The organism is Nocardioides sp. NPDC092400 (genome assembly GCF_040684155.1).
In the GTDB taxonomy this organism is placed as follows: Bacteria; Actinomycetota; Actinomycetes; order Propionibacteriales; family Nocardioidaceae; genus Nocardioides.
Genome location: NZ_JBFBFJ010000002.1, coordinates 295,770 through 319,773, shown reverse-complemented (window position 1 = coordinate 319,773; position 24,004 = coordinate 295,770). Strand labels below are relative to the sequence as shown.

Sequence of the window (24,004 nt, the reverse complement as noted above, 5' to 3'; positions counted from 1 at the left end):
CGCGGCCGAGTCTACCGAGCGGTGCGGACGCCCCCGCCGAGCATCTCATCGGCCGCCGCCAGCACGTCGTCCTCGCCGGGCACCTCGTGGTCGAGGCGGTCGTGGGAGACCACCGAGAGCAGCGCGTTGAGCGCCGCACCGGCCAGGTTCCCCCAGGAGGAGACGTAGGAGAACTGCCACCACCACAGCGCCTCCTCGGAGTTGCCCTGGCGGAAGTGCCGCAGGCCGGTCTCGAGGTCGCTGGCGATGCTGGTGAGGTCGTCGGAGAGCTGGCTCTCGACGACCTCGGGGTCGTAGGGGTCGAAGACCAGGCTGTAGGTGTCGACCGGCTCGAGGATCGCGGCGAGCCGCATCCGCATCGGGTCGAGGTCGGTCTCCGGGCCGACGTCGGGCTGGTACGCCGCACGCGGGGTGAAGTCGCGCTGGGCACCGAGGCGGGCCCCGGCCAGCAGCACCTGGCTGATCTCGAGCAGCAGCAGGCTGATCGCCCGGCCACCGCCCTCGGCGTCCCGGGAGATCTCGCGCAGCGCGAGCAGGAAGCTCGCTGCGGAGTCGGCGACCTGCTGGGCGAGGTCCTGGGTGGCGACGTCGACCCGGGCGACCGCGGCGGCGGCGCCGGGGAGCGGCCGGGCGAGCTCGGCGAGCGCCTTGTCGACGTCGATGGGGTGCTCGTCCATCGGCGGCAGCGCGCCGGCCAGGACCGCCTGCTCGAGCAGCGTGGTCGGGTCCGGCCCGCCGGTCGTCTGCTGGTCAGTCATCTGCGCTCCGCCTTCCCGCGAATGCTCGTCCGAGGGTGACCTCGTCGGCGTACTCAAGGTCCCCACCGACCGGAAGTCCACTCGCCAACCGCGTCACGCGCAAGCCGAGCGGCTTCAGCATCCGGGTGAGGTACGTCGCCGTGGCCTCGCCCTCGAGGTTCGGGTCGGTCGCGAGGATCGTCTCGGTGATCGCGCCGTCGGCCAGCCGCTGCATCAGCTCACGGATGTGCAGCTGCTCGGGCCCGATGCCGTCGATCGGCGAGATCGCCCCGCCGAGCACGTGGTAACGACCCCGGAACTCCCGGGTCCGCTCGATGGCGACGACGTCCTTGTACTCCTCGACGACGCACAGCACCGACGGGTCGCGCCGGGGGTCGCGGCAGATGCGGCACCGCTCGTCCTCGGAGACGTTGAAGCACACCGAGCAGAACTTCACCTTCGCCTTGACCTCGATCAGGACGTCCGCGAGGCGGCGGACGTCGACCGGGTCGGCCTGCAGCAGGTGGAAGGCGATCCGCTGCGCGCTCTTGGGACCCACGCCCGGCAGCCGGCCGAGCTCGTCGATCAGGTCCTGGACGACACCCTCGTACAAGTGCGGACGTCCCCTAGAAGCCGAGCTGGCCCAGCGGGCCGCCCTCGCCGGGTCCCGCGCCGCCGCCGGCCAGCGGGCCGAGCGCCTCGCCGGCGAGCGCGTCGGCCTGCGCCTTGGCGTCGCGGTACGCCGCGACCACCAGGTCCGAGAGGTCACCGAGGCTCTCGGCGTCGTCCCCGTCGACGGTCCCGGGCTGGATGGAGAGCCCGACGAGGTCGCCGACGCCGTTGACCTCCACGCTCACCGCACCGCCGGCCACCGAGCCCTGCACGGTGGTGTCGGCGAGCCGCTGCTGGGCGGCCTGCAGCTGCTCCTGCATCTGCTGGGCCTGCTGGAGGAGGGCGTTCATGTCGAGTCCGCCGCCGCCGAGGGCGTCGAAGGGGTTCTGGCTCATCGGGTGTCCTTGCCTGTGGGAGTCGCTTGCGAGGTGTCGGGGGCGCTCGCTGCCCGGTCCAGTCTTGCGCGGCGCTGGTCGCTCGGGGTCGGCGGCCTACTGGTGCCGGATCTCCTCGATGACCGTCGCCCCGAGCTCGCGCTCGAGCAGGTCCGCCCCGGCCAGCCCGTCGTGGTCGGCGTCGAGGTCGTCGGGGCGCGCGTCGGCGTCCGGGTCGTACCGGTCCTCCTCGCGCGGCGCCTCCGGTCCGCCGGTCCGCGTCTGCTGGATGCGGGCCCGGGCGGCGGCGATCGACTGGGGGTCGGCGGCCGGGCGCGACGGCGGCTGCGGCGCCGCCTGCGGAGCCGCGGACGACGGCTCGGTCCCGGCGGTCCTGTCGGCGCCGCCGGCGCCGCCGGCGCCGGTCGGCTCGTCGGCCCAGGCCGGAGGGCCGTCCTGTCCCGGCGGCGGTCCCTCCTGGAACGCCGGCTCCGGCTGCGCCCCCGGCTGGACCGCAGGCACGGTGGGCTGGCCCGGCTGGGCCCAGGGAGCCGGGTCGGTGGGGGCGGACGGCGGCGGGGGCGGGGGGACGTCCGCGCGGGCGCCCGGGTCGACGATCGTCTCGATCCGCCAGTCCGCGCCGACGACGTCGATCGCCGCCTGCCGCACGATCTCCGCGCTGCCGCCGTTGTCGAAGCTGTCGCGCGCCCCGGCGTTGACGAACCCCAGCGTGAGGGTCCGGGCGTCGACGGCGACGACCTGGGCGTTCTGCGTCAGGTGGATCCAGGTGACCCGGCGGCGCAGCTTGGTCGCCTCGACGATGTCGGGCCACAGCCGGCGCACGTCGACGAGCGTGAGACCGCCCGGCTCCGCCGCTGCGGGCGCAGCCGCGGGCGGGGTCGCCGGGGTCGGGCCGGCCGACTCCTGGACGGGCGCCGGCTCGGGCACCGGGGTCGGCTCGGGCACCGGGGTGGGCTCCGGCACCGGGGTGGGCTCCGGCGTCGGGCTCGGCTCGGGCGTCGGGCTCGGCTCGGGCGTCGGGCTCGGCTCGGGCGTCGGGCTCGGCTCGGGCGTCGGGCTCGGCTCGGGCGTCGGAGTCGGCTCCGGGCTCGCGGGCAGCGAGACGGTGGTCGCGGGAGCGACGTGCGGCGCGGGACGGGACGGGACCACCGGCTCCGGCTCGTGGGCGAGCGGCGCCGGCCGGTCCTGAGCCGGGGCTACGGGGGTGCTCGGAGGTGCGGCGGCGGCCGTCGGCACACCGGTGATCGAGACCCGCTTCTCCAGCCGGTCCAGGCGGGCCGCGAGGCCCTCGACGGCGTGGTCGGCGCCCGGCAGCAGCACCCGGGCGCAGATGAGCTCGAGCAGCAGGCGCGGCGCGGTGGCCCCGCGCATCTCGGTGAGGCCCGTGGCCACGATGTCGGCGGCCCGGCTGAGGTCGTGGGCCCCGAACCGTGCCGCCTGCGCGACCAGCCGCTCACCCTGGTCCTCGGAGACGTCGATGAGCCCGGTAGCCGGCGCGTCCGGGACCGCGGCGACGATGACGAGGTCGCGGAGCCGCCGCAGCAGGTCCTCGGTGAACCGGCGGGGGTCCTGGCCGGTCTCGATCACCTTGTCGACCACCCCGAACACCGCTGCGCCGTCGCCGGCGGCGAACGCCTCGACCACCTCGTCGAGCAGCGTGTCGGGGGTGTAGCCGAGCAGCCCGGTGGCCAGCTGGTGGGTCACGCCACCCGGACCGGCGCCGCCGAGGAGCTGGTCGAGCACCGAGAGCGTGTCGCGCGCAGAGCCGGCGCCGGCGCGGACGACCAGCGGCAGAGCCGCCGGCTCGATCGCGACCCCTTCCTTCTCGCACAGCTCGGAGAGGTAGGTGGACAGCAGCCGCGGCGGGATCAGCCGGAACGGGTAGTGGTGGGTCCGCGACCGGATGGTCGGCAGCACCTTGTCGGGCTCGGTGGTGGCGAAGATGAACCGCAGGTGGGGCGGCGGCTCCTCGACCAGCTTGAGCAGGGCGTTGAAGCCCTGCGTGGTCACCATGTGCGCCTCGTCGATGATGTAGACCTTGTAGCGGCTGCGCACCGGCGCGAAGAACGCCTTCTCCCGCAGGTCGCGCGCGTCGTCCACACCGCCGTGCGAGGCGGCGTCGATCTCGATGACGTCGATCGAGCCCGGCCCGCCGCGGGCGAGGTCCCGGCAGCTGTCGCACTGCCCGCAGGGGTCGGCGACCGGCGCGAGCTCGCAGTTGAGCGCCCGGGCCAGGATCCGTGCCGACGTGGTCTTGCCGCAGCCGCGCGGGCCGGAGAAGAGGTAGGCGTGGTTCACCCGGTTGTTGGCCAGCGCCGCACGCAGCGGCTCGGTGACGTGGTCCTGGCCGATGACCTCACGGAACGTCTCCGGCCGGTAGCGGCGGTACAGCGCGAGGGGTGACTCCACGCCAGAACACTAACCACCGGCGCCGACATCCCGACAGGCCGCCGGACCCGCCGGGGGACGTCGCGCCCCGGATCGGCCCCCGGGCATGAAAAGGCCCCCCATGCACCCGACAGAGCTCACTTGCCCTTGCTGCCTTCCGGCCCTGGGGGATTGGGCGAGATGCCGCCGCACGGGGGGTTGCCCCGCAGTCTAGGTGAGGGGCGCGAGGTCACCAACACCAGGCTGCACCGCCCGCACCCGGAGGGGATTTCACCGGCGTCGCAGGTGACCGGTACGCTCCTCCGCGGAGGATTCGCCTAGTGGCCTATGGCGCTCGCTTGGAAAGCGGGTTGGGTTAACAGCCCTCAGGGGTTCGAATCCCCTATCCTCCGCCACTCGGACGGCGCCGCACCGCAAGGTGCGGCGCCGTCCGTCGTCCGGGGGACCTCAGGAGCGGCGGCGCGCCAGGACCGGGCGCAGGACGAGCGCGAGCAGCAGCGCCCCGCCGGCCACCAGGCCCCACCACAGCGCGCGGTCGCTGGCACCGGCGAGCAGGTCGACCTCCTCGGGCGGCGCCGTCGCCCGCTCCACGTCGCGGTCGTCGCTGGTGCTGCGGCGCAGCTCCCCGTCCTTCGACGGGCGCAGCGGCCGCACGAGCGCCTCGTAGGGCTGCACCACGCCGGCGCCGGTCTGCACGTTGCGGGTCGCGGCGGTGTCGGGGGTGCCGCTGGCGGTCGCCACCAGCCGCGCGACGATCTGCGGCGCACGCTCGTCGAAGGCGGAGCGCAGCACCGCGACGATGCCGCTCACCTCGGCGGCCGCCCACGAGGTGTAGATCGACGGCAGGCCGCAGGTCCCTCCGTCGAGGCCGTAGGAGATGGCGCCGAACGTCGGCACGGCGACGTCGATGTCGCTGTTCTGCAGGACCACGTCGGTCGCGTCGGGGGCGCCGCTGCCGTCGGCGGTGGAGCTGACCGCCAGCACCCGGGGGTACGCCGCCGGCCACACCTGCCCGGCGGCGTCCTGCCCGGGCGGCGGGGCGTCCTGGCCCTCCTCCAGCCCGAACTCGGCGTACAGCGGGTCGCCCTCCTCGGGGCGGTTGCCGCTGGCGGCGACCACGACCACGTCGGCGGCGGCCAGCCGGCGCAGCGCCCGGGTCAGCGGGGGGTACTCCCCCACCGCGAGGGACACGTTGACGACGCCGATCCGCAGCGCCCTGGCGTTGTCGGCGACCCAGTTGAGCCCGGCGACGAGGTTGGCCGGCTCCACCCCGTCCTGCCCCTCGTCGGGCTGCGCGGCGTCGTAGACCTTGACGTCGACGATCTCCGCGCCCGGGGCGATGCCGACCGGCAGGTCCTCGCCGCCGGTCCCCTGCCGTGGCGGCCCGGCGATGAGGCCGGCCACGGCGGTGCCGTGCGCGTCGTCGACGACCGCGCCGCCGCGCGTGAACGAGACCTGCCGGACGACGGGGATCCCGGCCTGCACGGCGCGCGGCGCCACGCCGGAGTCCAGCACCGCCACCCGCACGCCGGCGCCGGGCCGGGCCCGCCGGCCGGCGGCGCGCGTGTCCAGCCAGTCCTCGACCTCGGACATGCCGAGGGCGTCGAGGGGCAGGCTGCGGTCCGTGCTCGAGGAGGGCACCGGTGCCTCGGGGTCGGTGCTCAGGCAGTCGACCGTCTCGGCGTGCGCCGGGCTGCCGGGGACCAGGACGAGCCCGGCCACCAGCGCGCCGGCGACCGCGGCCCGGCTCACTCGCACGTCGTCGACCCTCGGCGCTTGTCGGGCAGCTCGGGGGGACACAGGGCGGCGTCCACCGAGAGCGCCACGCCCGGGTCGAACAGCTCGACCCAGGTGTCGGGGACGATCGGCGGGTCGGTGTCGCCGTACCCGAGGCGGTCCGCGACCTCGCGGCCCACCAGCGCGTAGGAGATGCCCTTGGAGTCGATGAAGTGCGGCGACCCGACGCGCCGCTCGTCCCACCCGGCGCTGAGCACGTAGGCGCCGCGGCCGGCGTCGAGCGTCTGGTCGACCTTGCCGCGCGGGGTCGCGGCCTCCTCGACGGAGGCGTCGGCGGTGGGGTCGGTCCCGATGTGCACGACCGGAGCGCCGTCGGGCTCGGGCAGCAGCACGGCGCACTGCTCGCCGGGCACGGCGTCGAGGGTCCCGGCGGGCCAGTTGGCGCGCTGGTAGGCGGGCACCGCCTGGGTCAGCTGGGGGTCGCCCTCGGGCTCGAGGGTGCGGGGCTCGTAGCCCGCGGGCTTCTCGACGCTGGCGTAGACCGCCGCTGCGAAGGGGTCGAGGCTGACCGGCCCCTCGGCCGTGAGCAGCAGCTCGATGCCCCCGGACTCGTAGCGGTCGCCGATCCGAGCCCCGGTCGGGATGCCGTCCTGGCCGGCGTTGGGCGAGCGCTCGCCGAAGCCGGTGAGCCCGAAGCTGGAGAAGCTGAGCGGGCCGCCGGCAGGGAACAACGTGAGCCACTGCTCGGGCACCCGCACGGCCTCCTCGCGGATCCCGAGCCCGAGCTGCTGCAGCAGCAGGTCGCTGGCGCCCTGGTCCGGCACGGCGTAGAGGTAGGCGCGGGTCTGGTCGCCCAGCTCGGCGCGCTCGGACTCCGCGACCAGGTAGAACCGCCCGCCGGCCTCGACGAGGAGGCCGGCGGTGGTCGTCGGCGTGACGAGCTGCTCGGCGGAGACGTCGACCTTGATGCCCCGGCCCTCGGCGGTGCAGGCCGTCCAGTCGGCGTCCAGCAGCATGTCCTCGTCCGGCACGGTCGCCGGCGCGTCGAGGATGCCGATCGGCTCCCCGGGGACGTACTTGTCGATCTCCGACTGGTCCACGAAGCTCGGCTCGGTGTCGGAGCCGAGGATGAGCTGGGCCGAGGTCGGGTTGATCACCGGTCGCAGCTCGGGGTCGTCCCCGCCCTCGAGGATGACGTACGACGCGCCGCCCTTCTTGGAGACCACCAGCCCGCCGTCGGTCCAGTCGCTGGGCGCCCGCGGGTTGAGGATCGAGGCGATCGCGGCGCCGGCGACCAGCAGGATGGCGAGCGCCACGCCGCCGATGACCGTGCGGCCCGGCCGGGTGGGCTCGACCTCGCGGCCACCGGGTGCACCGGAGACGAACGCCGTCACCAGGCGCCGGCGGCTGAAGGAGTGGGCCTCGACGAGGTCCTTCTTGGTGGCCATCGGCGGCTAGCCCCGCACGGCCGCGAAGACGCCGGTCGCCACGACCGTGAGCGGGAGGAGCGAGAGCAGGCACAGCGACTCGGCGAGGTCGCCGAGGCGGCCGCGCCGCAGGGACGGTTCGCCGGGGAGCAGCGTGGCGGCGAGGAGGACCGCGCCGGTCGCGGCGAGCGCGACCGCGGCGGTGGGGCGCCAGTCCGGGTGCAGCCACAGCAGCGCGACGGCCACCGCGACGAGGCCGGCGATGCCGGAGACGAGTCCGACGAGGACCTCGGAGCCGGTGCGGTACTGCCGCGTGCGCAGCATGACCACGAGGCAGGCCACGACGGCGAGGAGCGTGCCGGAGAGGCCGAGGGACACCGCGAGCGGGGCCGCGATGACCAGCAGCAGCCCGACGGTCGAGGAGATGCCGATGAGGATCTCGTGGGCCACGCGGGCATCGGACCGGACCCGGTGCGGGTCGACGTCGTCGGGGTCGGCGGTGATGTCGGCGACCGTGTAGAGCTGCTCGGTCTTCGTGCCGGTCGCGCCGAGCGCGAGCCACGGGAAGACCGAGCCGGCCAGCACCACCAGCACCAGCGTCGTGGTCAGCACGACCCGGTGGTCGACGTCGACCGCGTCCATCACCAGTCCGGTCGCCAGCAGGACCGCGCCCACGACCACGGGCGGCGTGACGAGCGTGCGCCCCTCGCCGAGCCCCAGCAGGGACACCAGGCCGGCGAGCAGCGCGCCACCGCCGGCGGCGGCCATCGGCAGGCCGAAGAGGTAGTCGTCGGTCACGAGCATCAGGCCGGCCACGGCGGCGTACGCCGCGCCCATCCAGGCGACCGCGACGGCGGCCTCCGGCTCGCGCTGCGCGCGGGAGAGCACGATCGCGCCGGCGACCAGGGCGAGGGCCACGACGCCGGCGGCGACGCCGGCGAGGAGCGACCCGCGCTGGATGAGCAGGGCGACCGCGCCCAGGGCCATCAGCAACCCGGCCGCGGCGAGGGCGGTACGTCGCCCGGAGGCCGGCTCCCAGGGCTTGAGGTCCCGCTCGACCACGTCGGTCATCGCCTCGACGACGTCGTCGTAGACCCGTGGCGGCTCGTCGTCGACGCCCGCGGAGACGGTGAGCAGCCCGCCGTCCTCCACGCCCTGGATGGTCAGGCCGGAGTCACCGGCCAGCCGACGGCCCTCGGCCGTGACGATCCGGTAGCCGCCGTAGACCGTGGCCGGGTCCAGCAGGCCCACGCTGCGGGCCAGCTCGGGGAGCAGCTCGGCGACCGGCACCGCGCCGGGGAGGACGAGGTCCACCCGCCGCGTGCCCGAGGCCACCGTCACCCGGACCAGTCCGGACGTGCTGGTGGACGCCTGGCTCATCGTGTCTCCTCGAGGGGGTCGTGCCGGTTGGCCGCGCGAAGCCTAGCGCCGGCGCGGCGGCGCGCAGGGAGACCTCGAAGGGGCCGACGCCCGGAGGCATCGACCCCTTCGAGGTCGTCTCCACCCGGACGTGCCGGATGGTCGGTCGGCTCGGTCGCCGACTCAGATGTCGAAGGCCGCGGCGCCGCGCTTGTCGGCGGCGGCGTACTCCTGGTTCGACTGGCTGACGGCCTGGCTGGTCTGGGACAGGATGTCGCGCATCTCGGTGATGGCGCCGTCCCACTTCTGCTTGGCGACGGTGTAGGCCTGCTGAGCCTGGCCGTCCCAGTCGCTGCGGAGCGGGGCGAGCTCGCTCTCGAGGCGGTTGAGCCGGTCGTCGATGTTCTTCACGGCCTGCATGAGGTCGGAGGCCGCGGTGTCGAGGCCGGCGTGGTTGACGCGGATGCCGTCGAGGTTCATGTCGATGTCTCCTCAGTCCTTGGTCGGGGGGTCAGCTCAGGCGGGAGGTGAGGTTGGAGAGGTTGCCGCTGTTCCCCTCGTCGGTGGACTTGTTGTCCTTCTCCGTGGACTGCAGCGAGTTCTCGAAGTCGGTGAGCGCGTTGACGATCACCTTCTGCTTCTCCGACCAGGTCTGGTGCAGGGTGAAGAAGGCCTGACCGCCCTGGCCGACCCACTTGCCCTGGAGGCCCTGGATCTGGCCGGTGAGCGTGTTGGCGAGGTTGTTGAAGTCGGCGTGTGCGTCCGACACCATCCCCGCGGCCTGGGAGAGAGTGTTCTCGCCCTGTCCGTACATCCCCTGCGACATGTCGCATCTCCTCACGTAGATCAGCGGCAGTCGCCGCCGGATGGGTTCTTCCCTGATGGCCCCGGGACGTCCCGAGGTGGTGCTCTGCAGATCTGAGGCCCACCCGGTCCTGCGGGGCGGACAGGCAACGATCTACCCGGCGCCCCACCCCCTAAACCTCAGAAAGTCCTTTCCCACAGGGCACGGAAGAGACCCACCGCGACGACCACCGAACCCACGGCGAACGCGCCGCAGACGCCCTCGAGCACCTCGGCCCGGCGCGACCACCACGCCGAGCGCCAGCCGCGACCGGTCGCCACCGCGACGACGACCAGCAGCACGGCGACCGCGATCGCGGCCGTGGCGACCGTGGTCCCCCACCCGCCCCCGAGCTCGTCGAGCAGGTGCACCAGCAGTGCTGCCTCGCACGCGAGGCCGGCGGTCCGCAGCAGGCGGCGCGCGGCGACGTGCCGGTAGCTGCGCGCCGCGAGCAGCAGCGTCGCGCCGGCCGCGCCGACGAGCACCCGGGCGCCGATCCGGTCGAGCGGGACCGTGGCGGTCGCCAGCAGCAGTGGCGCGGAGGTGGCGGCGACGGCCAGGACCGCCACCGAGGCCGCGGTGATGATCCGGGCGCCGCGGGCGGCCACCTCGGCGACGGCACGCGGCCGGACGAGGGTGCGGCCCCGCCGCCCGGTCGGCCGGTCGCGGGCCGACCAGGCGGTCACGGCGAGCCGCTCGAGGTCGATGAGCAGCTGGTCGGGCACGTCGACCGCCCAGCCGGGGACGAGCCGGGCCGCCAGCACCGCGGCCACGAGCAGCGTCGCCCAGACCACCTGCTCGGAGAACCCGGCCAGCGCGGCGAGCACCGACACCACGAAGACCCCGCCGCCGACGACCATCCAGGTCCGCAGCGCCTCCTCGGAGCGTCGGTCGAGCGACCGGGCCACGGCGGCCGCGACGGCCGCCACGAGGGCGGCGGTGCCGACGACGGTCGGCAGCCGCTCGGGAGCGGGGTCCCAGAGGACGGCGAAGGCGGCGGCGCCGGCGAACGCCGGTGCGGTGACGGCACGCCGCCCGGCGTGGCGTCCCACCGGGAGCACGGCGACGACCGCCGCCACGGCGAGCAGGACCACGGCGGCGTCGCGCAGGTCGCCGGGCCCGGCCTGGGCGGCGAGCCAGCCGGCCAGCCCGGCGAGCGCCGAGGACACGCCGAACCACAGCACCGGGAGCGGGCCCGGCTCGCCGGGGCCGTGGGCGGCGGTGGTCTGGACACGGGCTCGGCCGCGGCCGCCCGCCGCCGGGGCCGTCGGCGCGCCCTCACCGGGCAGCAGGGCCACGAGGACCGTCCCGGCGTCGACGCCGGCGTCGGCCAGCGCCACGTCGTCGGACAGTGTCGCGCCGGTCGCGCGGGCCAGGCGCGGGACGGCTGCCAGGCCGGCCTGCTCGGCGTACGCCGCGGCCACGTCGCGCGCCACGGCCTCGGCGGGGACGACCAGGTCGACCACGCCTGCGGAGCCGTGGACGCTGAGCGCCAGGACGTCGGTGGTTCCCCCGGCCATCGGTCCTCCGTGGTCGACGCGTGCGGCTTCAGAGCCCGGTGGCGAGGAGAGTATCCGGGTCGGTGGCCGGCGTCGTGCCCGCTGCCTATCATCAGGCGACCACGAGCAGGATTGAGCGACTCCCTCCCGGGCACGATGCCGCGGGGGCCGCACGACCGCGGCTCGACGCGCAACGGCCATCGAGGAGCCTGGGTGAGTACGACGCTTCGTGGGGCACGCGCCGAGGAGCCGGAGATGCCCTCCGGCCAGCTCGTGCTCCAGCCGCCGCCGGAGATCGAGCCGCACGAGGGTGCCGCTGGCGTGCTCATGAACGCGATCCCGATGCTCGGCAGCCTCGGCTCAATCGTCCTGGTGGCCACGATGGCGGGTCAGTCGGGCGGCAACTCCAGCCGCAGCTTCATCGCCGCCGGCATGTTCCTCTTCGCGACCATCGGCTTCATCGTCGTCCAGATCGACCGGCAGCGGAAGCAGCGCGCCCAGCAGGTCACCGGCTCGCGGACCGAGTACCTCCGCTACCTCGCCACCGTCCGCAAGCTCGCCCGCGAGTCCGCCGACCAGCAGCGCCGCGCGCTGACCTGGCACCACCCCGACCCCTCCGCGCTGCCGGTCATCGCCGAGGAGCGCTCGCGGGTGTGGGAGCGCGGCGCGAGCGACCCCCGCTTCCTGCAGGTGCGGTACGGCACCTGCGCCCAGCCGCTCGCGGTCGACCTGGTGCCGCCGGAGAGCGCGCCGATCGACCAGGTCGACCCGGCCGCCGCCTCGGCGCTGCACCGGCTGCTGGTCGTCCACCGGCTCCAGCCCGACCTGCCGGCCTCGGTGGACCTGCGGGCCTTCGACCGGGTCGAGGTCTGCGGCCCCGAGGAGCCCTCCCGCGCCCTGGCCCGGGCGATGATCTGCACCGCCGCGACGTTCCACTCCCCCGAGCACCTGCTGGTCGCTGTGCTCGCCTCGGAGCAGAACCTCGCCCACTGGGACTGGGTCAAGTGGCTGCCGCACGCCCAGAGCGCCCAGCAGTCCGACGCGGTGGGCCCGATGCGGATGGTGACCACCAACCTGGCCGACCTGGCCGCACTGCTGCCGCCCGACCTCAGCGACCGGCCGCGGTTCGGCGCCGACGAGCGGCCGGCGACGCCGCACATCCTGCTCGTGGTCGACGGCGGCGAGCTGCCGCCGGGCAACCACGTCGTCCCGCCGGACGGCCTGCACGGCATGACGATCCTCGACCTCCCGGCCCGGTGGGACGAGCTGGAGGACGCCACCCGGCTGCGGATCCAGGTCGAGGGCCACACCGACCGCGAGGGCCGGCAGCCGGTGCTGGCGCTGCGCCTGCGCGAGGAGCCCATCCCGGCCCGCGCCGACCAGTGCGACCTGGCCAGCGCCGAGGCCTGCGCCCGGCGGCTCACCCCGCTGCACACGGTCGCCTCCGGCGTGGTCGAGCCGACCAGCGGCGAGATCACCGGTCCCACCGACTTCATGGACCTGCTCGGCCTCGGCGACGTGCGCCGCTTCGAGCCGAGCGCCGCCTGGCGCACCCGGCCGGCGCGCGACCGGCTGCGCGTGCCGATCGGGCTGGGCGAGGGCGGCGCGATGGTCCACCTCGACATCAAGGAGTCCGCCCAGCAGGGCATGGGCCCCCACGGCCTGGTGATCGGCGCGACCGGCTCGGGCAAGTCGGAGTTCCTGCGCACCCTCGTGCTCGGCCTGGCGATGACGCACAGCCCCGAGCAGCTGAACATGGTGCTCGTCGACTTCAAGGGTGGCGCGACCTTCGCCGGGATGAGCGCGATGCCGCACGTCTCGGCGGTCATCACCAACCTCGAGAACGAGCTCACGCTCGTCGACCGCATGCAGGACGCGCTGTCCGGTGAGATGGTGCGGCGCCAGGAGCTGCTGCGCGACGCCGGCAACTACGCGTCGGTCCGCGACTACGAGAAGGCCCGCAGCGCCGGCGAGGACCTCGCGCCGCTGCCGTCGCTGTTCATCGTCGTCGACGAGTTCTCCGAGATGCTGTCGGCCAAGCCGGAGTTCATCGACCTCTTCGTCGCGATCGGCCGCCTCGGCCGCTCGCTCGGCCTGCACCTGCTGCTCGCCTCGCAGCGCCTCGAGGAGGGCCGGCTGCGCGGGCTGGAGTCCCACCTGTCCTACCGGGTCGGCCTGCGCACGTTCAGCGCGCAGGAGTCCCGCGGCGTCCTTGGCGTGCCCGACGCCTACGAGCTGCCGCCGGTCCCCGGCCTGGGCTACCTCAAGCCCGACCCGACGACGCTGCTGCGGTTCAAGGCGGCGTACGTCTCGGGCCCGCCGACCGGGCGCCAGCGGGTCCGCCGCGACGAGGGCGGCCACGTCCAGGGCATCCTGCCGTTCACGGTGGCGGAGGTGCTCACCCTCGACGCGCCCGAGTCCGACGAGCCCGAGCAGCAGCCGGCGGTCGTGGAGCACGAGAGCCAGGAGTCGCTGCTCGACATCGCGGTGTCGCACATGGTCGGGCAGGGCCCGGCCGCCCACCAGGTCTGGCTGCCGCCGCTCGACGTCCCCGACACCCTCGACGAGCTGATGTCCGGCCTGGTCGAGGACCCCGAGCTCGGCCTCGTCGCACCGGCGTGGCGCGACCTCGGCGGGCTCGTGGTCCCGCTGGGCACCGTCGACCGCCCGCGCGAGCAGCGCCGCGACACCCTCACCGTCAACCTCAGCGGCGCCGGCGGCCACGTCGCGGTCGTCGGTGGCCCCCGTTCGGGCAAGAGCACGCTGCTGCGCACCGTGGTGACGAGCATGGCGCTCACGACGACGCCGCTGGAGACGCAGTTCTTCGTCCTCGACTTCGGTGGTGGCACGTTCGCGCCGATGACCGCGCTGCCCCACGTGGCCGGCGTCGGCAGCCGCTCGGAGCCGGACGTGGTGCGACGGATCCTCGCCGAGGTCCGCGGGGTCGTCGACCGGCGCGAGGCGTACTTCCGCGCCAACGGCATCGACTCCATCGAGACCTACCGGTCCCGCCGGGCGGCCGGCCGCGTCGACGACGGCTACGGCGACGTGTTCCTCGTCGTGGACGGCTGGAGCAGCATCCGCGCGGACTTCGACGACCTCGAGCTGGAGATCCAGCAGCTGGCCACCCGCGGCCTGACGTTCGGCTTCCACGTCGTCGCGGGCGCCACGCGGTGGGCGGACTTCCGCGCCGCGATGCGCGACATGTTCGGCACCCGGCTCGAGCTGCGCCTCGGCGACGCCATGGACTCCGAGATCGACCGCAAGATCGCCCAGCTGGTGCCCGCGGGGCGCCCGGGCCGCGGCCTCGTGCCCGGCAAGCTGCACTTCCTCGGCGCGCTCCCCCGCATCGACGGCACGCCCGACACCGAGAGCCTCGGCGACGGCGTCGACGACCTCGTCAAGCGCGTCGCCGCCGCCTGGCCCGGCCCCGACGGCCCGAAGCTGCGGCTCCTGCCGGAGCGGATCGACCTGGCCGAGGTCCGCCGCCTGGCCCGCGTGGACACCACGGTCGAGCCCGCGGACGTCACCGACAAGCGGGTCCTGCTCGGCATCAACGAGAAGGAGCTGGCGCCGGTCGCGCTCGACCCCGACACCGAGCCGCACCTGCTGGTCTTCGGCGACGGACAGTCCGGCAAGAGCTCGGTGCTGCGGGCCTACGCGCAGGAGATCATGCGCACCCGCAGCCCCAAGCAGGCGCAGATCGCGATCGTGGACTACCGCCGCTCGCTGCTGGGCGAGGTCCCCGAGGAGTACCTCCTCAACTACCTCACCTCCGCGACCCAGGCGCAGCCGGCGCTGCGGGACCTCGCGACGTACCTGGAGAACCGGATCCCCGGCCCCGACGTCACCCCCGAGCAGCTGCGCAACCGCACGTGGTGGACCGGCGCGGAGGTCTTCGTGCTGGTCGACGACTACGACCTCGTCGCGACCCAGCAGTCCTCGCCGGTCACCGCGCTGCAGCCGCTGATGGCGCAGGCCCGCGACGTCGGCCTGCACGTGGTCGTCGCCCGGCGGTCCGGCGGCGCGTCGCGCGCCCTCTACGAGCCCGTCATCCAGTCGATGCGCGACCTGGCGATGCCCGGCCTGCTGCTCTCGGGCAGCCCGGACGAGGGGCCGATCCTCGGCAACCTGCGGCCCACCCCGGCGCCCGCCGGCCGCGGCCGGCTGCTCACCCGCGACCGCGGCGTCGACGTGGTGCAGGCGGCCTGGACCGAGATGACGATGTGAGCCGGGCCCGGCGGCTCAGGCGTGGGTGTGGGAGCCCGGGCCGCTGACCTTGAGGCTCGGCACGTCGTCCATGCTCCACGTCATCTCGTAGGTGCGCCGGTAGCCGGTGTGCGCCACCCGCCAGCCCGCGGGCGTGCGGACGTAGCGGTCGGTGTAGATCGCCGCCCCCTCGAGGACGAAGCGGAACGCCTCCACGATCACCTTGTCCTGGAGGTACCAGTGGCCGGTGGCGCTGTCGCCGGTCACGGTGATCTCGGGGTGGTGGGCCTGGTGGAGGGTGATCATCCCCTCCACGACGTTCTCCCGCATGTAGCCGACCAGGGCGCCGCGGTCGGCGAAGGCCAGGCCGTTGTAGTCCCCGGTCGCCTCCGGGACGAAGCACTGCTCGAAGTCGTCCCACTGCTTGGTGTCGAGCGTGCGCAGGTAGCGGTACTTCAGCCGGCAGATCTCGTCCACGTCGCTGGTCACCGGTGCAACGTAGATCACACCGCGGTCCGCTGTCGTTAAACCTGCCCGTAACCGTGCGTCAACCCGCCCGCGACGTGGCTCCTCCACGCTGGTGCCACCCCGTTCCGCCCGTAGAGGAGGCCGTCATGGAGCCCACCACGCTCGACCCTGCCACCACCATCGACCAGAGGCTCGAGCAGATCCGAGCCCAGCGCGTCGCCCTGCGCCTGCGCCACTCCCAGGCCCTCGCCCGGCTGATGGAGGAGCGCGACGACCTGCGCGGCGTGCACGCGCTCGCCGACTTCGTCGACGACTCCCTGCGCTGGTCGGCCTGACCCGGCGCTAGCGCCGGCCGGTGCGGAACATCCCGCGGGCGATCTCCCGGGCCGCGGTGCGCACGACGTCGCGGAAGACCTTCGACTCCACGACGTCGCGCACCAGGTCCGGCTCGCCCCGGGTGCTGCGCCGGCCGGTGCGCCGGCGGGTCGGCCTCGGCGCCGGCTCCTCCGGCACCCGGTCCCGCTGGTCCTGCTGGTCCTGCGCGGCCTTGCGCGCGCCCTCCTCGAGGGCGGGCGGCCAGCCGCTCCCGGGCCGAGTCGCGGTCGACGGCGGCGCCGTACCGCTCCTGCAGCGGGCTCGCCGCGACCAGCGCCGCCTGCGCGGCGGGGTCGGTCGGCGCCATCAGCGACTCCGGCGCGCGTAGCCGGGTCCACGCGACCGGCGTCGGCGCGCCCCGCTCGTCCATCACGGTCACGACCGCCTCTCCGATGCCCAGGCCCGTGACGACCCGGCCGAGGTCGTCGTAGGCCGAGTGCGGGTACGTCGACACGGTGGCCTTGAGCGCCCTGGCGTCGTTCGGCGTGTGCGCGCGCAGCTGGTGCTGGACGCGCGAGCCCAGCTGGGCCAGCACCTCGTCCGGCACGTCGGTCGGGCTCTGGGTCACGAAGAAGACGCCGACGCCCTTGGACCGGATCAGCCGCACCGTCTGCGCCACCTGCTCGAGGAACGCCTTCGAGGCGTCCCGGAAGAGCAGGTGCGCCTCGTCGAAGAAGAACACCAGCCGCGGCCGGTCCACGTCGCCCACCTCGGGGAGGTCGTGGAAGAGGTCGGCCAGCAGCCAGAGCAGGAACGTCGAGAACACCGCCGGCCGGTCCTGCAGCTGGGCCAGCTCCACCAGGGACACCACTCCCCGGCCGTCGTCGGTGGTGCGCAGGAGGTCCGCGGTGTCGAGCTCGGGCTCGCCGAAGAACGCCTCGGCACCGAGGTCCTCCAGCGCGACCAGCTCGCGCAGGATCACCCCGGCGGTCGCGGTGGAGAGCCCACCGAGCGTCTTGAGCTCCGCGCGGCCCTCCTCGCTGAGCAGGTGCGCGACCACGGCACGCAGGTCGGCGAGGTCCAGCAGCGGCAGGCCCGCCTCGTCGGCGTAGTGGAAGACCAGGCCGAGGCTCGACTCCTGGGTGTCGTTGAGGCCGAGGACCTTCGAGAGCAGCACCGGCCCGAACGCGCTGATCGTCACCCGCAGCGGCACGCCGGTGCCGAGGCCCCCGATCGCGAGCAGCTCGACGGGGAACGCCCGACCGGTCCAGTCCTGGCCGACCGAGGCCGCCCGCTCCACGACCCGGTCCGACCGCTCACCGGCGGTCGCCAGGCCCGACAGGTCGCCCTTGACGTCCGCGGCGAAGACCGGGACGCCCGCCGCGCTCAGCTGCTCGGCCATCAGCTGCAGCGTCTTGGTCTTGCCGGTGCCGGTCGCGCCTGCGACCAGGCCGTGCCGGTTCAGCATGGCCAGCGGGATGCGCACCGGCACGTCGGTCAGCGTCTCCGCGTCGACCAGCAGCCGGCCGAGCTCGAGCGCCGGCCCCTCGAAGTCGTAGCCCGCTCGGACGGTCGGGACGAGGTCCTGCTCGGTGCCGGCCATGGCGCGAGCGTAGCCAGCCCGGAACGCGGCGCGCCCCCTGCGCCACGGCGGGAGGTGCCGCCACTCCCGCGGGCAGGGGCGCACCGGGGCCGCGATCGCTATGGTCGGCACGTGATCTTCAAGCGGGTGGGCGACGGTCGGCCCTACCCCGAGCACGGGCTCAGCGCCCGGGCGTGGGCCGCGCTGCCCCCGCGGCAGGTGCGCCTGGACCAGCTGGTCACGACCAAGGACACCCTGCAGCTCGCGGCGCTGCTGGACGAGGACTCGACGTTCTACGGCGACCTGTTCGCCCACGTGGTCCTCTGGCGGGGGGAGTACTACCTCGAGGACGGCCTGCACCGCGCCCTGCGCGCCGCGCTGCAGCAGCGCAACGTGCTCCACGCCCGGGTGCACAGCATCGAGGGGACGGCCTAGGTGCTCCACGGACTCGACCAACGGGTGCGCACCCTGCTCACGATCGGCGTGCTGGCGCTGCTGCTGCTCGCCGGCGCCGCCTGGGGCTGGTCGGCGGTGACCAAGCCGTTCCCCGGCGCCGTGGACACCCCGGTCTGCACCGACGTCGAGGTCGAGGCGGGGAGCAAGCTCTTCGCCGACCAGGTCGTCGTGAGCGTGCTCAACGCGAGCGGCCGCGAGGGGCTCGCCGGGCGGTCCATGCAGCTGCTGACCGACGACGGCTTCGTGGCCGGCGACACCGGCAACGCGGCGCGCGGCACCCGGGTCGACTACGCCCAGGTCTGGACCGACGGGCCGGCGAACCCGGCCGTCCGGCTCCTGGCCCGCCGCCTCGGGCCGGACACCCGGGTCGTCCGGCGCGAGTCGGACTACCCAGGCGTCACCGTGGTGGTCGGCGACCGGTTCCAGGAGCTCGCCGGTCCCGACCGCACCTCGATACGGGTCGGCCGCGACTCCGTCGTCTGCAGCCCGCCCGACTAGCGGCGTCTGGTCGGGGCCGGCGGGGTCAGGGCAGGTCCGCGGCGCCGGACGCGTGGTCGTGCTCGCCGAGCCACTGTCCGAGCCGGCCGCCCAGGGAGACCTGGCGCAGCCGCTGCTCGGTCTGCTCGCGCACCTTGCGCGGCGTGACGACGAGCAGGTCGTCGCCCCGGCGCAGGACCGTGCGCCGCTCGGGGACGATGGTCTCCCCGTCCCGGATCACCATCGAGACCACCGCCCCCTTGGGCAGGCGCAGCTCGCCGACCTCGACGCCGTGCATCAGCGAGCGCGGGCTGATCGTCACCTGCAGCAGGTCCGCGGCGATCCGCTCCAGCGGCGCCGCCTCGACGTCGAGGTCGCGCGGCTGGGAGCGCCGGGCGACCCGCAGCAGCCGGGCCACGAGCGGCAGCGTGGGGCCGGTGAGCAGGGTGTAGATGACCACCAGCACGAAGACGATGTCGAAGAGCTGCTCGGCTCCGTCGATGCCCTCGGCCAGCGGGATGGTCGTGAAGACGATCGGCACCGCGCCGCGCAGGCCGGCCCAGGAGATGAACGCCGCTTCCCGCTTGGGCATCCGCTGCACCAGGCAGCAGGCCAGCACCGAGAGCGGGCGGGCCACGAAGGTCAGCACGAGCCCGGAGGCGAACCCGAGGCCGACGGTCTCCCAGGTGAGCCGGCCCGGCGACAGGAGCAGCCCGAGCATCACGAACAGGCCGATCTGCGCGATCCAGGCGATGCCCTCGGAGAAGGACCGGGTGGCCGCGCGGTGGGGCAGCTCGGCGTTGCCGAGCACCAGCGCGGCGACGTACACCGCGGCGAAGCCGGAGGCGTGGACCGCCGCGCCCACGCCGTACGCGAGGACCGTCAGGCACATGACCGCGATCGGGTAGAGCCCCGAGGACGGCAGGGCCGCCCGGCGCATCACCCAGCCGCCGCCGAAGCCGATCGCCAGGCCGATGGCGATGCCGGCGAGGAGCTCGAACACGATCAGCCCGGCCATCGCGAGCACGCCGTCCTCGGCCGCGGCGCCGGAGGAGACCAGGACGACCAGGACGACGACCGGGGCGTCGTTGAGGCCGGACTCCGCCTCGAGCGCGCCGGTCAGCCGTCGCGGCAGGGGCACCGCGCGCAGCACCGAGAAGACCGCGGCCGCGTCGGTCGCCGAGGTGCACGCACCGAGGAGGACGGCGAGCTGCCAGTCCATGCCGAGCAGGTAGTGCGCGCCGCAGGCCACCACCGCCACGGAGATCGCGACGCCGAGGGTGGAGAGCGCGACGCCGAGCCGCATCGCCGGCCTGATCTCCCGCCAGCTCGTCGTCAGGCCGCCCTCGGCGAGGATCACGACGAGCGCGCCGAAGCCGAGCGCGTGGGCGAGCTCGGCGTCCTCGAAGTGGATCCCGAGGCCCGACTCCCCCAGCAGGACGCCCATGAGCAGGTAGATCAGCAGGCTCGGCAGCCCGGCCCTGCTCGAGGCACGCACGGCGAGGACGGCGAGGAACGCGACGGCCGAGCCGACCAGCAGGAACACGTCCAGCTGATGGGCGTCGAAGGTCATCTCACCTCGGGCGATCGGGGACGGCGGAGCCCTCAGTCTATCGGCCGGCGAGGCCGCTCCCCGACGCAGGAGCCGAGGTGCGACCGGTCAGGTCGTGGGGGTGTAGCCGGGACGGCCCGCGGCGTCCCACTCCTCCCAGAAGGACGTGAACTCCTCGCCCAGGAAGGGGTCGCCGCCGGTCATCATGATCCCGCCCCGGCGCACGGTCCAGTCCCACGGCGCCAGCGCCTGCGCGGTGGCGAGGTGCGCCCGGGCGGCGCCGGTCCGCCCGGTCCGCTGGAGATGCGCCGCCACCCGCCGCTGGGCCAGCGCCCGCTGCTCGTCGTCGGTGCGCTCGGGGGCCGGGGCGGACGCGCTCGCCGGCAGCACGCCGTCGTGCACCCAGCGCCGCAGGGCCTCGTGGTGCTGCTCGCTGTCGATCCTGGTGAAGTCGACGAACTGGTCGTCGCCCGGCGCGATGGTCGGCGGCTTGACGATCCGGTCGTCCTCGTCGACCCACACCACCGAGGGGACGTTCGTGATGCCGTACCGCTCCGCGGTGACGTGGGCGGTGTCGACGGCGACGGGGTACGTCGGCGCGCCGGCGACGATCCACGGCCGGGAGTCCTCGGGGTCGGCGTCGAGGGCGACGGAGAAGATCCGCAGCCCGGCGTCGGCGAGCTCGTCCTGCACCCGCTGCCAGCCGGCCAGCTCGTGGCGGCACCCGCACCAGGACGCCCAGGTGACCAGCACCCGCTTGTGGCCGGAGAGGTCGTCGAAGGACACCGGCTCGCCGTCCACGTCGGGCAGGACCAGGCTGGGCGCCCGGCCGTCGCCGAGGTCGCGGGCGTGCGCCGCCGCCGAGGGCGCGACCGCGGCGACCTGCTCCTCGGCGTCCAGCACGAGCAGCAGGTCCAGCGCGGCCGCCCACGCGGCCAGGGACACCCGCCGCGGGTCGTCGGGGTGGGCGACGGAGCGGCCCAGCAGCGGCACGCACACGTCGCCCCGGCACAGGCCGACCGGCTTGAGCACCCACCCGGTCGCGGCCGCGAGGGCGTCGGCGTCGACGTACCCCTCGATGAGCGGCAGGTCGTGCGAGGTGCCGTCGACGTCGATGAGGACCACCATGCCCGCGAGGATCGCACGAAACTGGAACATGTTCTAGATTCCTCGCATGACTGCGACGACTCCCGACACCCCGAGCAAGGGCACCGAGGTCCCGGCGACGGTCCCGGCCTCCTCGCTGCCCGCCGACGCCGAGTCCTACGACGTCGTGGTGGTGGGCTTCGGGATCGCCGGCGGCTGCGCGGCGCTCGAGGCGGCGCGGGCGGGCGCCCGGGTGCTGCTGCTGGAGCGCGCGGCGGTGCACGGGGGCACCTCGAGCCTCTCGGGCGGCCACTTCTACCTCGGCGGCGGCACGGCGGTGCAGCGGGCCACCGGGCACGAGGACTCGGTCGAGGCGATGTACGACTACCTCGTCGCGGTCTCCAAGGAGCCCGAGCACGACAAGATCCGCGCCTACTGCGAGGGCTCGGTCGAGCACTTCGACTGGCTCGAGGGGCTCGGCTTCGAGTTCGAGCGCTCCTACTACCCCGAGAAGGCGGTCATCCAGCCCGGCACCCAGGGACTGATGTACACCGGCAGCGAAAAGGTCTGGCCCTACCGCGACCTGGCCCGTCCCGCGCCCCGCGGGCACAAGGTGCCGGTCGCCGGCGACACCGAGGGCACCAAGATGGTGATGGACCTGCTCCGCGACCGGCTCGAGGAGGCCGGGGTGGAGGTCCGCTACGAGACCGGGGTGACCAACCTCGTCGTCGGCGAGGAAGCCGAGGGCCGCCAGGTCGTCGAGGGCGTCGCGTGGCGCTCCTTCGAGACGACCGGGCACGTCCGGGCGGGTGGCGTCGTGCTGGCCGCCGGCGGGTTCGTGATGAACCCCGACATGGTCGCCGCCCACACCCCCCGGCTCGCGGAGAAGCCCTTCGTGCTCGGCTCCACCTACGACGACGGGCTCGGCATCCGCCTGGGCAGCTCGGTCGGCGCCGAGCTCAAGCACATGGACGAGCCGTTCATCACCGCGCCGTTCTACCCGCCGTCGGTGCTCCTCACCGGCATCATCGTCAACCGCGCGGGGCAGCGGTTCGTGGCCGAGGACTCCTACCACTCGCGCACGTCGCAGCTCGTGATGGAGCAGGCCGGTTCCGCGGCCTACCTCGTCGTCGACAGCGAGCACGTGGAGTACGCGAAGTACCCGCTCGTCCCGCTGGTCGACGGCTACGAGACCGTCGCGGAGCTCGAGGAGGCCCTCGGGCTGCCGAGCGGCTCGGTGCAGGCGACGCTCGACCGCTACAACGACCACGCCGAGCGCGGCGAGGACCCCGACTTCCACAAGCACCCCGACTGGCTCGCCTCCCAGCGGGTCGGCCCCTGGGCGGTCTTCGACCTGACCCTCGGCAAGGCGGTGTACGCCGGGTTCACCCTCGGCGGCGTCCGCACCACCGTCGACGGCGAGGCGCAGCGGGCCGACGGCTCCGTCGTGCCGGGGCTGTACGCCGCGGGCGCGTGCGCCTCGAACCTCGCCCAGGACGGCAAGGGCTACTGCTCGGGCACCCAGCTCGGCGAGGGGTCGTTCTTCGGGCGGCGTGCCGGCGTCGCGGCGGCCCGCGCCCGGCTCGCCTCGGCCGGCTGAGGCCGCGCCGACGGCCGCCGTAGGGTCGGCGGCGTGAACCACGAGCGTCTCGCCGTCGCCAGCCGCGCCAACGTCCCGCCGTTCCACGTGATGGACCTGCTGGCCGCGTCCGCCGAGCGGCAGCGCACGCACGGCGACATGGTCAACCTGCTGGCCGGCCAGCCGAGCACGGGGGCCCCGGCGCCGGTCGCGGCCGAGGCCGTGCGGCTGCTGCAGTCCGGGGACCCGCTCGGCTACACCCCGGCCGCGGGCATCCTCGACCTGCGGGAGGCGATCGCCGGCCACCACCGCCGTGCGCACGGCATCGAGGTCGCCCCGCAGGACGTCGTGGTGACCACCGGCAGCAGCGGCGGTTTCCTGCTGGCGTTCCTGGCGGCGTTCGACGTGGGCGACAAGGTGGCGATGGCCCGTCCGGGCTACCCCTGCTACCGCAACGTGCTGGCGGCGCTCGGCTGCGAGGTGGTCGAGATCGCGACCGGCCCGGCGACGCGGTTCCAACCGAGCGTCGAGCAGGTCGCCGCGGTGCACGCCGAGGTCGGCCTCGCGGGCCTGGTCGTGGCGAGCCCGGCCAACCCGACCGGCACCATGCTGCTGCCCGAGGAGCTCGCGGCCCTGGCCGCCTGGTGCGAGGCCAACGGGGTGCAGCTGATCTCCGACGAGATCTACCACGGCATCGAGTACGCACCGCTCGACGGCGCCCCGGCCCTGGCCCGCAGCGCGTGGGAGACGTCGCGGGAGGCGGTCGTCTTCTCGTCGTTCTCCAAGTACTTCTCGATGACCGGCTGGCGGATCGGCTGGATGCTCGTCCCGGACCGGCTGCGGCGCGCGGTCGACGTGCTGACCGGCAACTTCACGATCTGCCCGCCGGTGGTCGCGCAGCGCGCCTGCCTGGCGGCGTTCGACGACGCGTCGTACGCCGAGCTCGACGGGCACGTCGCCCGGTACGCCGCGAACCGCCGGCTGCTGCTGGACGGCCTGGCCGGGCTGGGGATCACCCGGCTCGCGCCGGCCGACGGGGCCTTCTACGTCTACGCCGACGTCGGCCACCTCACCGACGACTCGATGGCCCTCGCCCACGACCTGCTGCAGCGGGTCGGCGTCGCGGTGGCGCCGGGCGTCGACTTCGACACCGTCGAGGGCGGGCGGTTCGTGCGGATGTCCTTCGCGGGCCAGCAGTCGGAGATCGAGCAGGCTCTCGAGCGGTTGTCCACAGCCCTCTGACACACGGGTTATCCCCCCGGCGCGCCCGGGCAGGCCTGCC

General features: G+C 74.5%; 19 protein-coding genes, 1 tRNA gene and 1 other RNA gene. 6 read left to right on the top strand and 15 right to left on the bottom strand.

All coding sequences use genetic code 11. The annotated features are described in order from the left end of the window. Positions 1-11: 11 nt before the first annotated feature. From AB0N29_RS09060 to ffs, 5 genes are all read right to left on the bottom strand, one after another. Entirely contained in the window at positions 12-758 is a 747-nt protein-coding gene (locus AB0N29_RS09060) for a DUF5063 domain-containing protein (RefSeq protein WP_364865962.1), read from the bottom strand. Beyond that, entirely contained in the window at positions 751-1,350 is a 600-nt protein-coding gene (gene recR / locus AB0N29_RS09055) for a recombination mediator RecR (RefSeq protein ID WP_302269144.1), read from the bottom strand. The genes AB0N29_RS09060 and recR overlap by 8 nt, the downstream gene beginning before the upstream one ends. A 13-nt stretch (positions 1,351-1,363) precedes the next feature. Beyond that, complete coding sequence (locus AB0N29_RS09050; protein ID WP_302269142.1) at positions 1,364-1,744, bottom strand: YbaB/EbfC family nucleoid-associated protein; 381 nt, start codon at positions 1,742-1,744, stop codon at positions 1,364-1,366. A gap of 96 nt (positions 1,745-1,840) precedes the next feature. Then, positions 1,841-4,153 carry a DNA polymerase III subunit gamma and tau gene (locus tag AB0N29_RS09045; protein WP_364865959.1) on the bottom strand — a complete coding sequence of 771 codons (2,313 nt, stop codon included), beginning with the start codon at positions 4,151-4,153 and terminating at the stop codon, positions 1,841-1,843. An 89-nt stretch (positions 4,154-4,242) separates the two neighbouring features. Next, positions 4,243-4,332, bottom strand: an RNA gene (gene ffs, locus AB0N29_RS09040) — signal recognition particle sRNA small type. Between the two features lie 106 nt (positions 4,333-4,438). Between ffs and AB0N29_RS09035 the strand changes: the two genes are divergently transcribed. Then, positions 4,439-4,527: transfer RNA gene (locus AB0N29_RS09035), tRNA-Ser, on the top strand. A 52-nt stretch (positions 4,528-4,579) separates the two neighbouring features. On the opposite strand, the gene AB0N29_RS09030 is transcribed toward AB0N29_RS09035, so the two are convergent. The 6 genes from AB0N29_RS09030 to AB0N29_RS09005 all read right to left on the bottom strand — a co-directional run bounded on the left by AB0N29_RS09030 (position 4,580) and on the right by AB0N29_RS09005 (position 11,019). Then, entirely contained in the window at positions 4,580-5,890 is a 1,311-nt protein-coding gene (locus tag AB0N29_RS09030; protein ID WP_364865957.1) for a S8 family serine peptidase, read from the bottom strand. Further along, complete coding sequence (gene eccB, locus AB0N29_RS09025) at positions 5,881-7,317, bottom strand: type VII secretion protein EccB (protein WP_364865955.1); 1,437 nt, start codon at positions 7,315-7,317, stop codon at positions 5,881-5,883. The genes AB0N29_RS09030 and eccB overlap by 10 nt, the downstream gene beginning before the upstream one ends. Before the next feature lie 6 nt (positions 7,318-7,323). Next, the gene (gene eccD, locus AB0N29_RS09020) at positions 7,324-8,676 is read right to left on the bottom strand and encodes a type VII secretion integral membrane protein EccD (protein WP_302269138.1); all 1,353 of its coding nucleotides are present in this window, start codon (positions 8,674-8,676) and stop codon (positions 7,324-7,326) included. Between the two features lie 162 nt (positions 8,677-8,838). Continuing rightward, complete coding sequence (locus AB0N29_RS09015) at positions 8,839-9,135, bottom strand: WXG100 family type VII secretion target (RefSeq protein ID WP_302269137.1); 297 nt, start codon at positions 9,133-9,135, stop codon at positions 8,839-8,841. Positions 9,136-9,166: 31 nt separating this feature from the next. After that, a complete protein-coding gene (locus tag AB0N29_RS09010; RefSeq protein ID WP_302269135.1) occupies positions 9,167-9,481 on the bottom strand; it encodes a WXG100 family type VII secretion target in 315 nt (104 codons plus the stop codon). Positions 9,482-9,639: 158 nt separating this feature from the next. Continuing rightward, on the bottom strand, positions 9,640-11,019 hold the full coding sequence (locus AB0N29_RS09005; RefSeq protein WP_364865951.1) for a hypothetical protein: 1,380 nt from the start codon (positions 11,017-11,019) through the stop codon (positions 9,640-9,642). A gap of 234 nt (positions 11,020-11,253) precedes the next feature. Here AB0N29_RS09005 and eccCa point away from each other — a divergent pair, with 234 nt between their 5' ends. Next, a complete protein-coding gene (gene eccCa, locus AB0N29_RS09000; protein WP_364865949.1) occupies positions 11,254-15,228 on the top strand; it encodes a type VII secretion protein EccCa in 3,975 nt (1,324 codons plus the stop codon). A gap of 15 nt (positions 15,229-15,243) precedes the next feature. Here the strand turns inward: eccCa and AB0N29_RS08995 are convergent, their stop codons facing one another. Continuing rightward, positions 15,244-15,696: a nuclear transport factor 2 family protein gene (locus tag AB0N29_RS08995; RefSeq protein WP_302269132.1), complete on the bottom strand. Its 453-nt coding sequence runs from the start codon at positions 15,694-15,696 to the stop codon at positions 15,244-15,246. Between the two features lie 58 nt (positions 15,697-15,754). Then, positions 15,755-17,593, bottom strand: a complete 1,839-nt coding sequence (locus AB0N29_RS08990; RefSeq protein ID WP_364865947.1) for a helicase HerA-like domain-containing protein — start codon at positions 17,591-17,593, stop codon at positions 15,755-15,757. 111 nt (positions 17,594-17,704) lie between these two features. Here AB0N29_RS08990 and AB0N29_RS08985 point away from each other — a divergent pair, with 111 nt between their 5' ends. Both AB0N29_RS08985 and AB0N29_RS08980 read left to right on the top strand, forming a co-directional pair. Next, on the top strand, positions 17,705-18,007 hold the full coding sequence (locus AB0N29_RS08985) for a type II toxin-antitoxin system VapB family antitoxin (protein ID WP_364865945.1): 303 nt from the start codon (positions 17,705-17,707) through the stop codon (positions 18,005-18,007). After that, complete coding sequence (locus AB0N29_RS08980; RefSeq protein WP_302269127.1) at positions 18,008-18,526, top strand: LytR C-terminal domain-containing protein; 519 nt, start codon at positions 18,008-18,010, stop codon at positions 18,524-18,526. A gap of 25 nt (positions 18,527-18,551) precedes the next feature. Here the strand turns inward: AB0N29_RS08980 and AB0N29_RS08975 are convergent, their stop codons facing one another. Together AB0N29_RS08975 and AB0N29_RS08970 are read right to left on the bottom strand one after the other, a co-directional pair. Beyond that, positions 18,552-20,078, bottom strand: a complete 1,527-nt coding sequence (locus AB0N29_RS08975) for a potassium/proton antiporter (RefSeq protein WP_302269126.1) — start codon at positions 20,076-20,078, stop codon at positions 18,552-18,554. 87 nt (positions 20,079-20,165) lie between these two features. Further along, complete coding sequence (locus AB0N29_RS08970) at positions 20,166-21,185, bottom strand: TlpA disulfide reductase family protein (protein WP_364866845.1); 1,020 nt, start codon at positions 21,183-21,185, stop codon at positions 20,166-20,168. Between the two features lie 46 nt (positions 21,186-21,231). Here AB0N29_RS08970 and AB0N29_RS08965 point away from each other — a divergent pair, with 46 nt between their 5' ends. Further along, entirely contained in the window at positions 21,232-22,743 is a 1,512-nt protein-coding gene (locus AB0N29_RS08965) for an FAD-binding protein (RefSeq protein ID WP_364865942.1), read from the top strand. A 33-nt stretch (positions 22,744-22,776) separates the two neighbouring features. Beyond that, a complete protein-coding gene (locus AB0N29_RS08960) occupies positions 22,777-23,964 on the top strand; it encodes an aminotransferase class I/II-fold pyridoxal phosphate-dependent enzyme (protein ID WP_364865940.1) in 1,188 nt (395 codons plus the stop codon). The last annotated feature ends 40 nt before the right edge of the window (positions 23,965-24,004 follow it).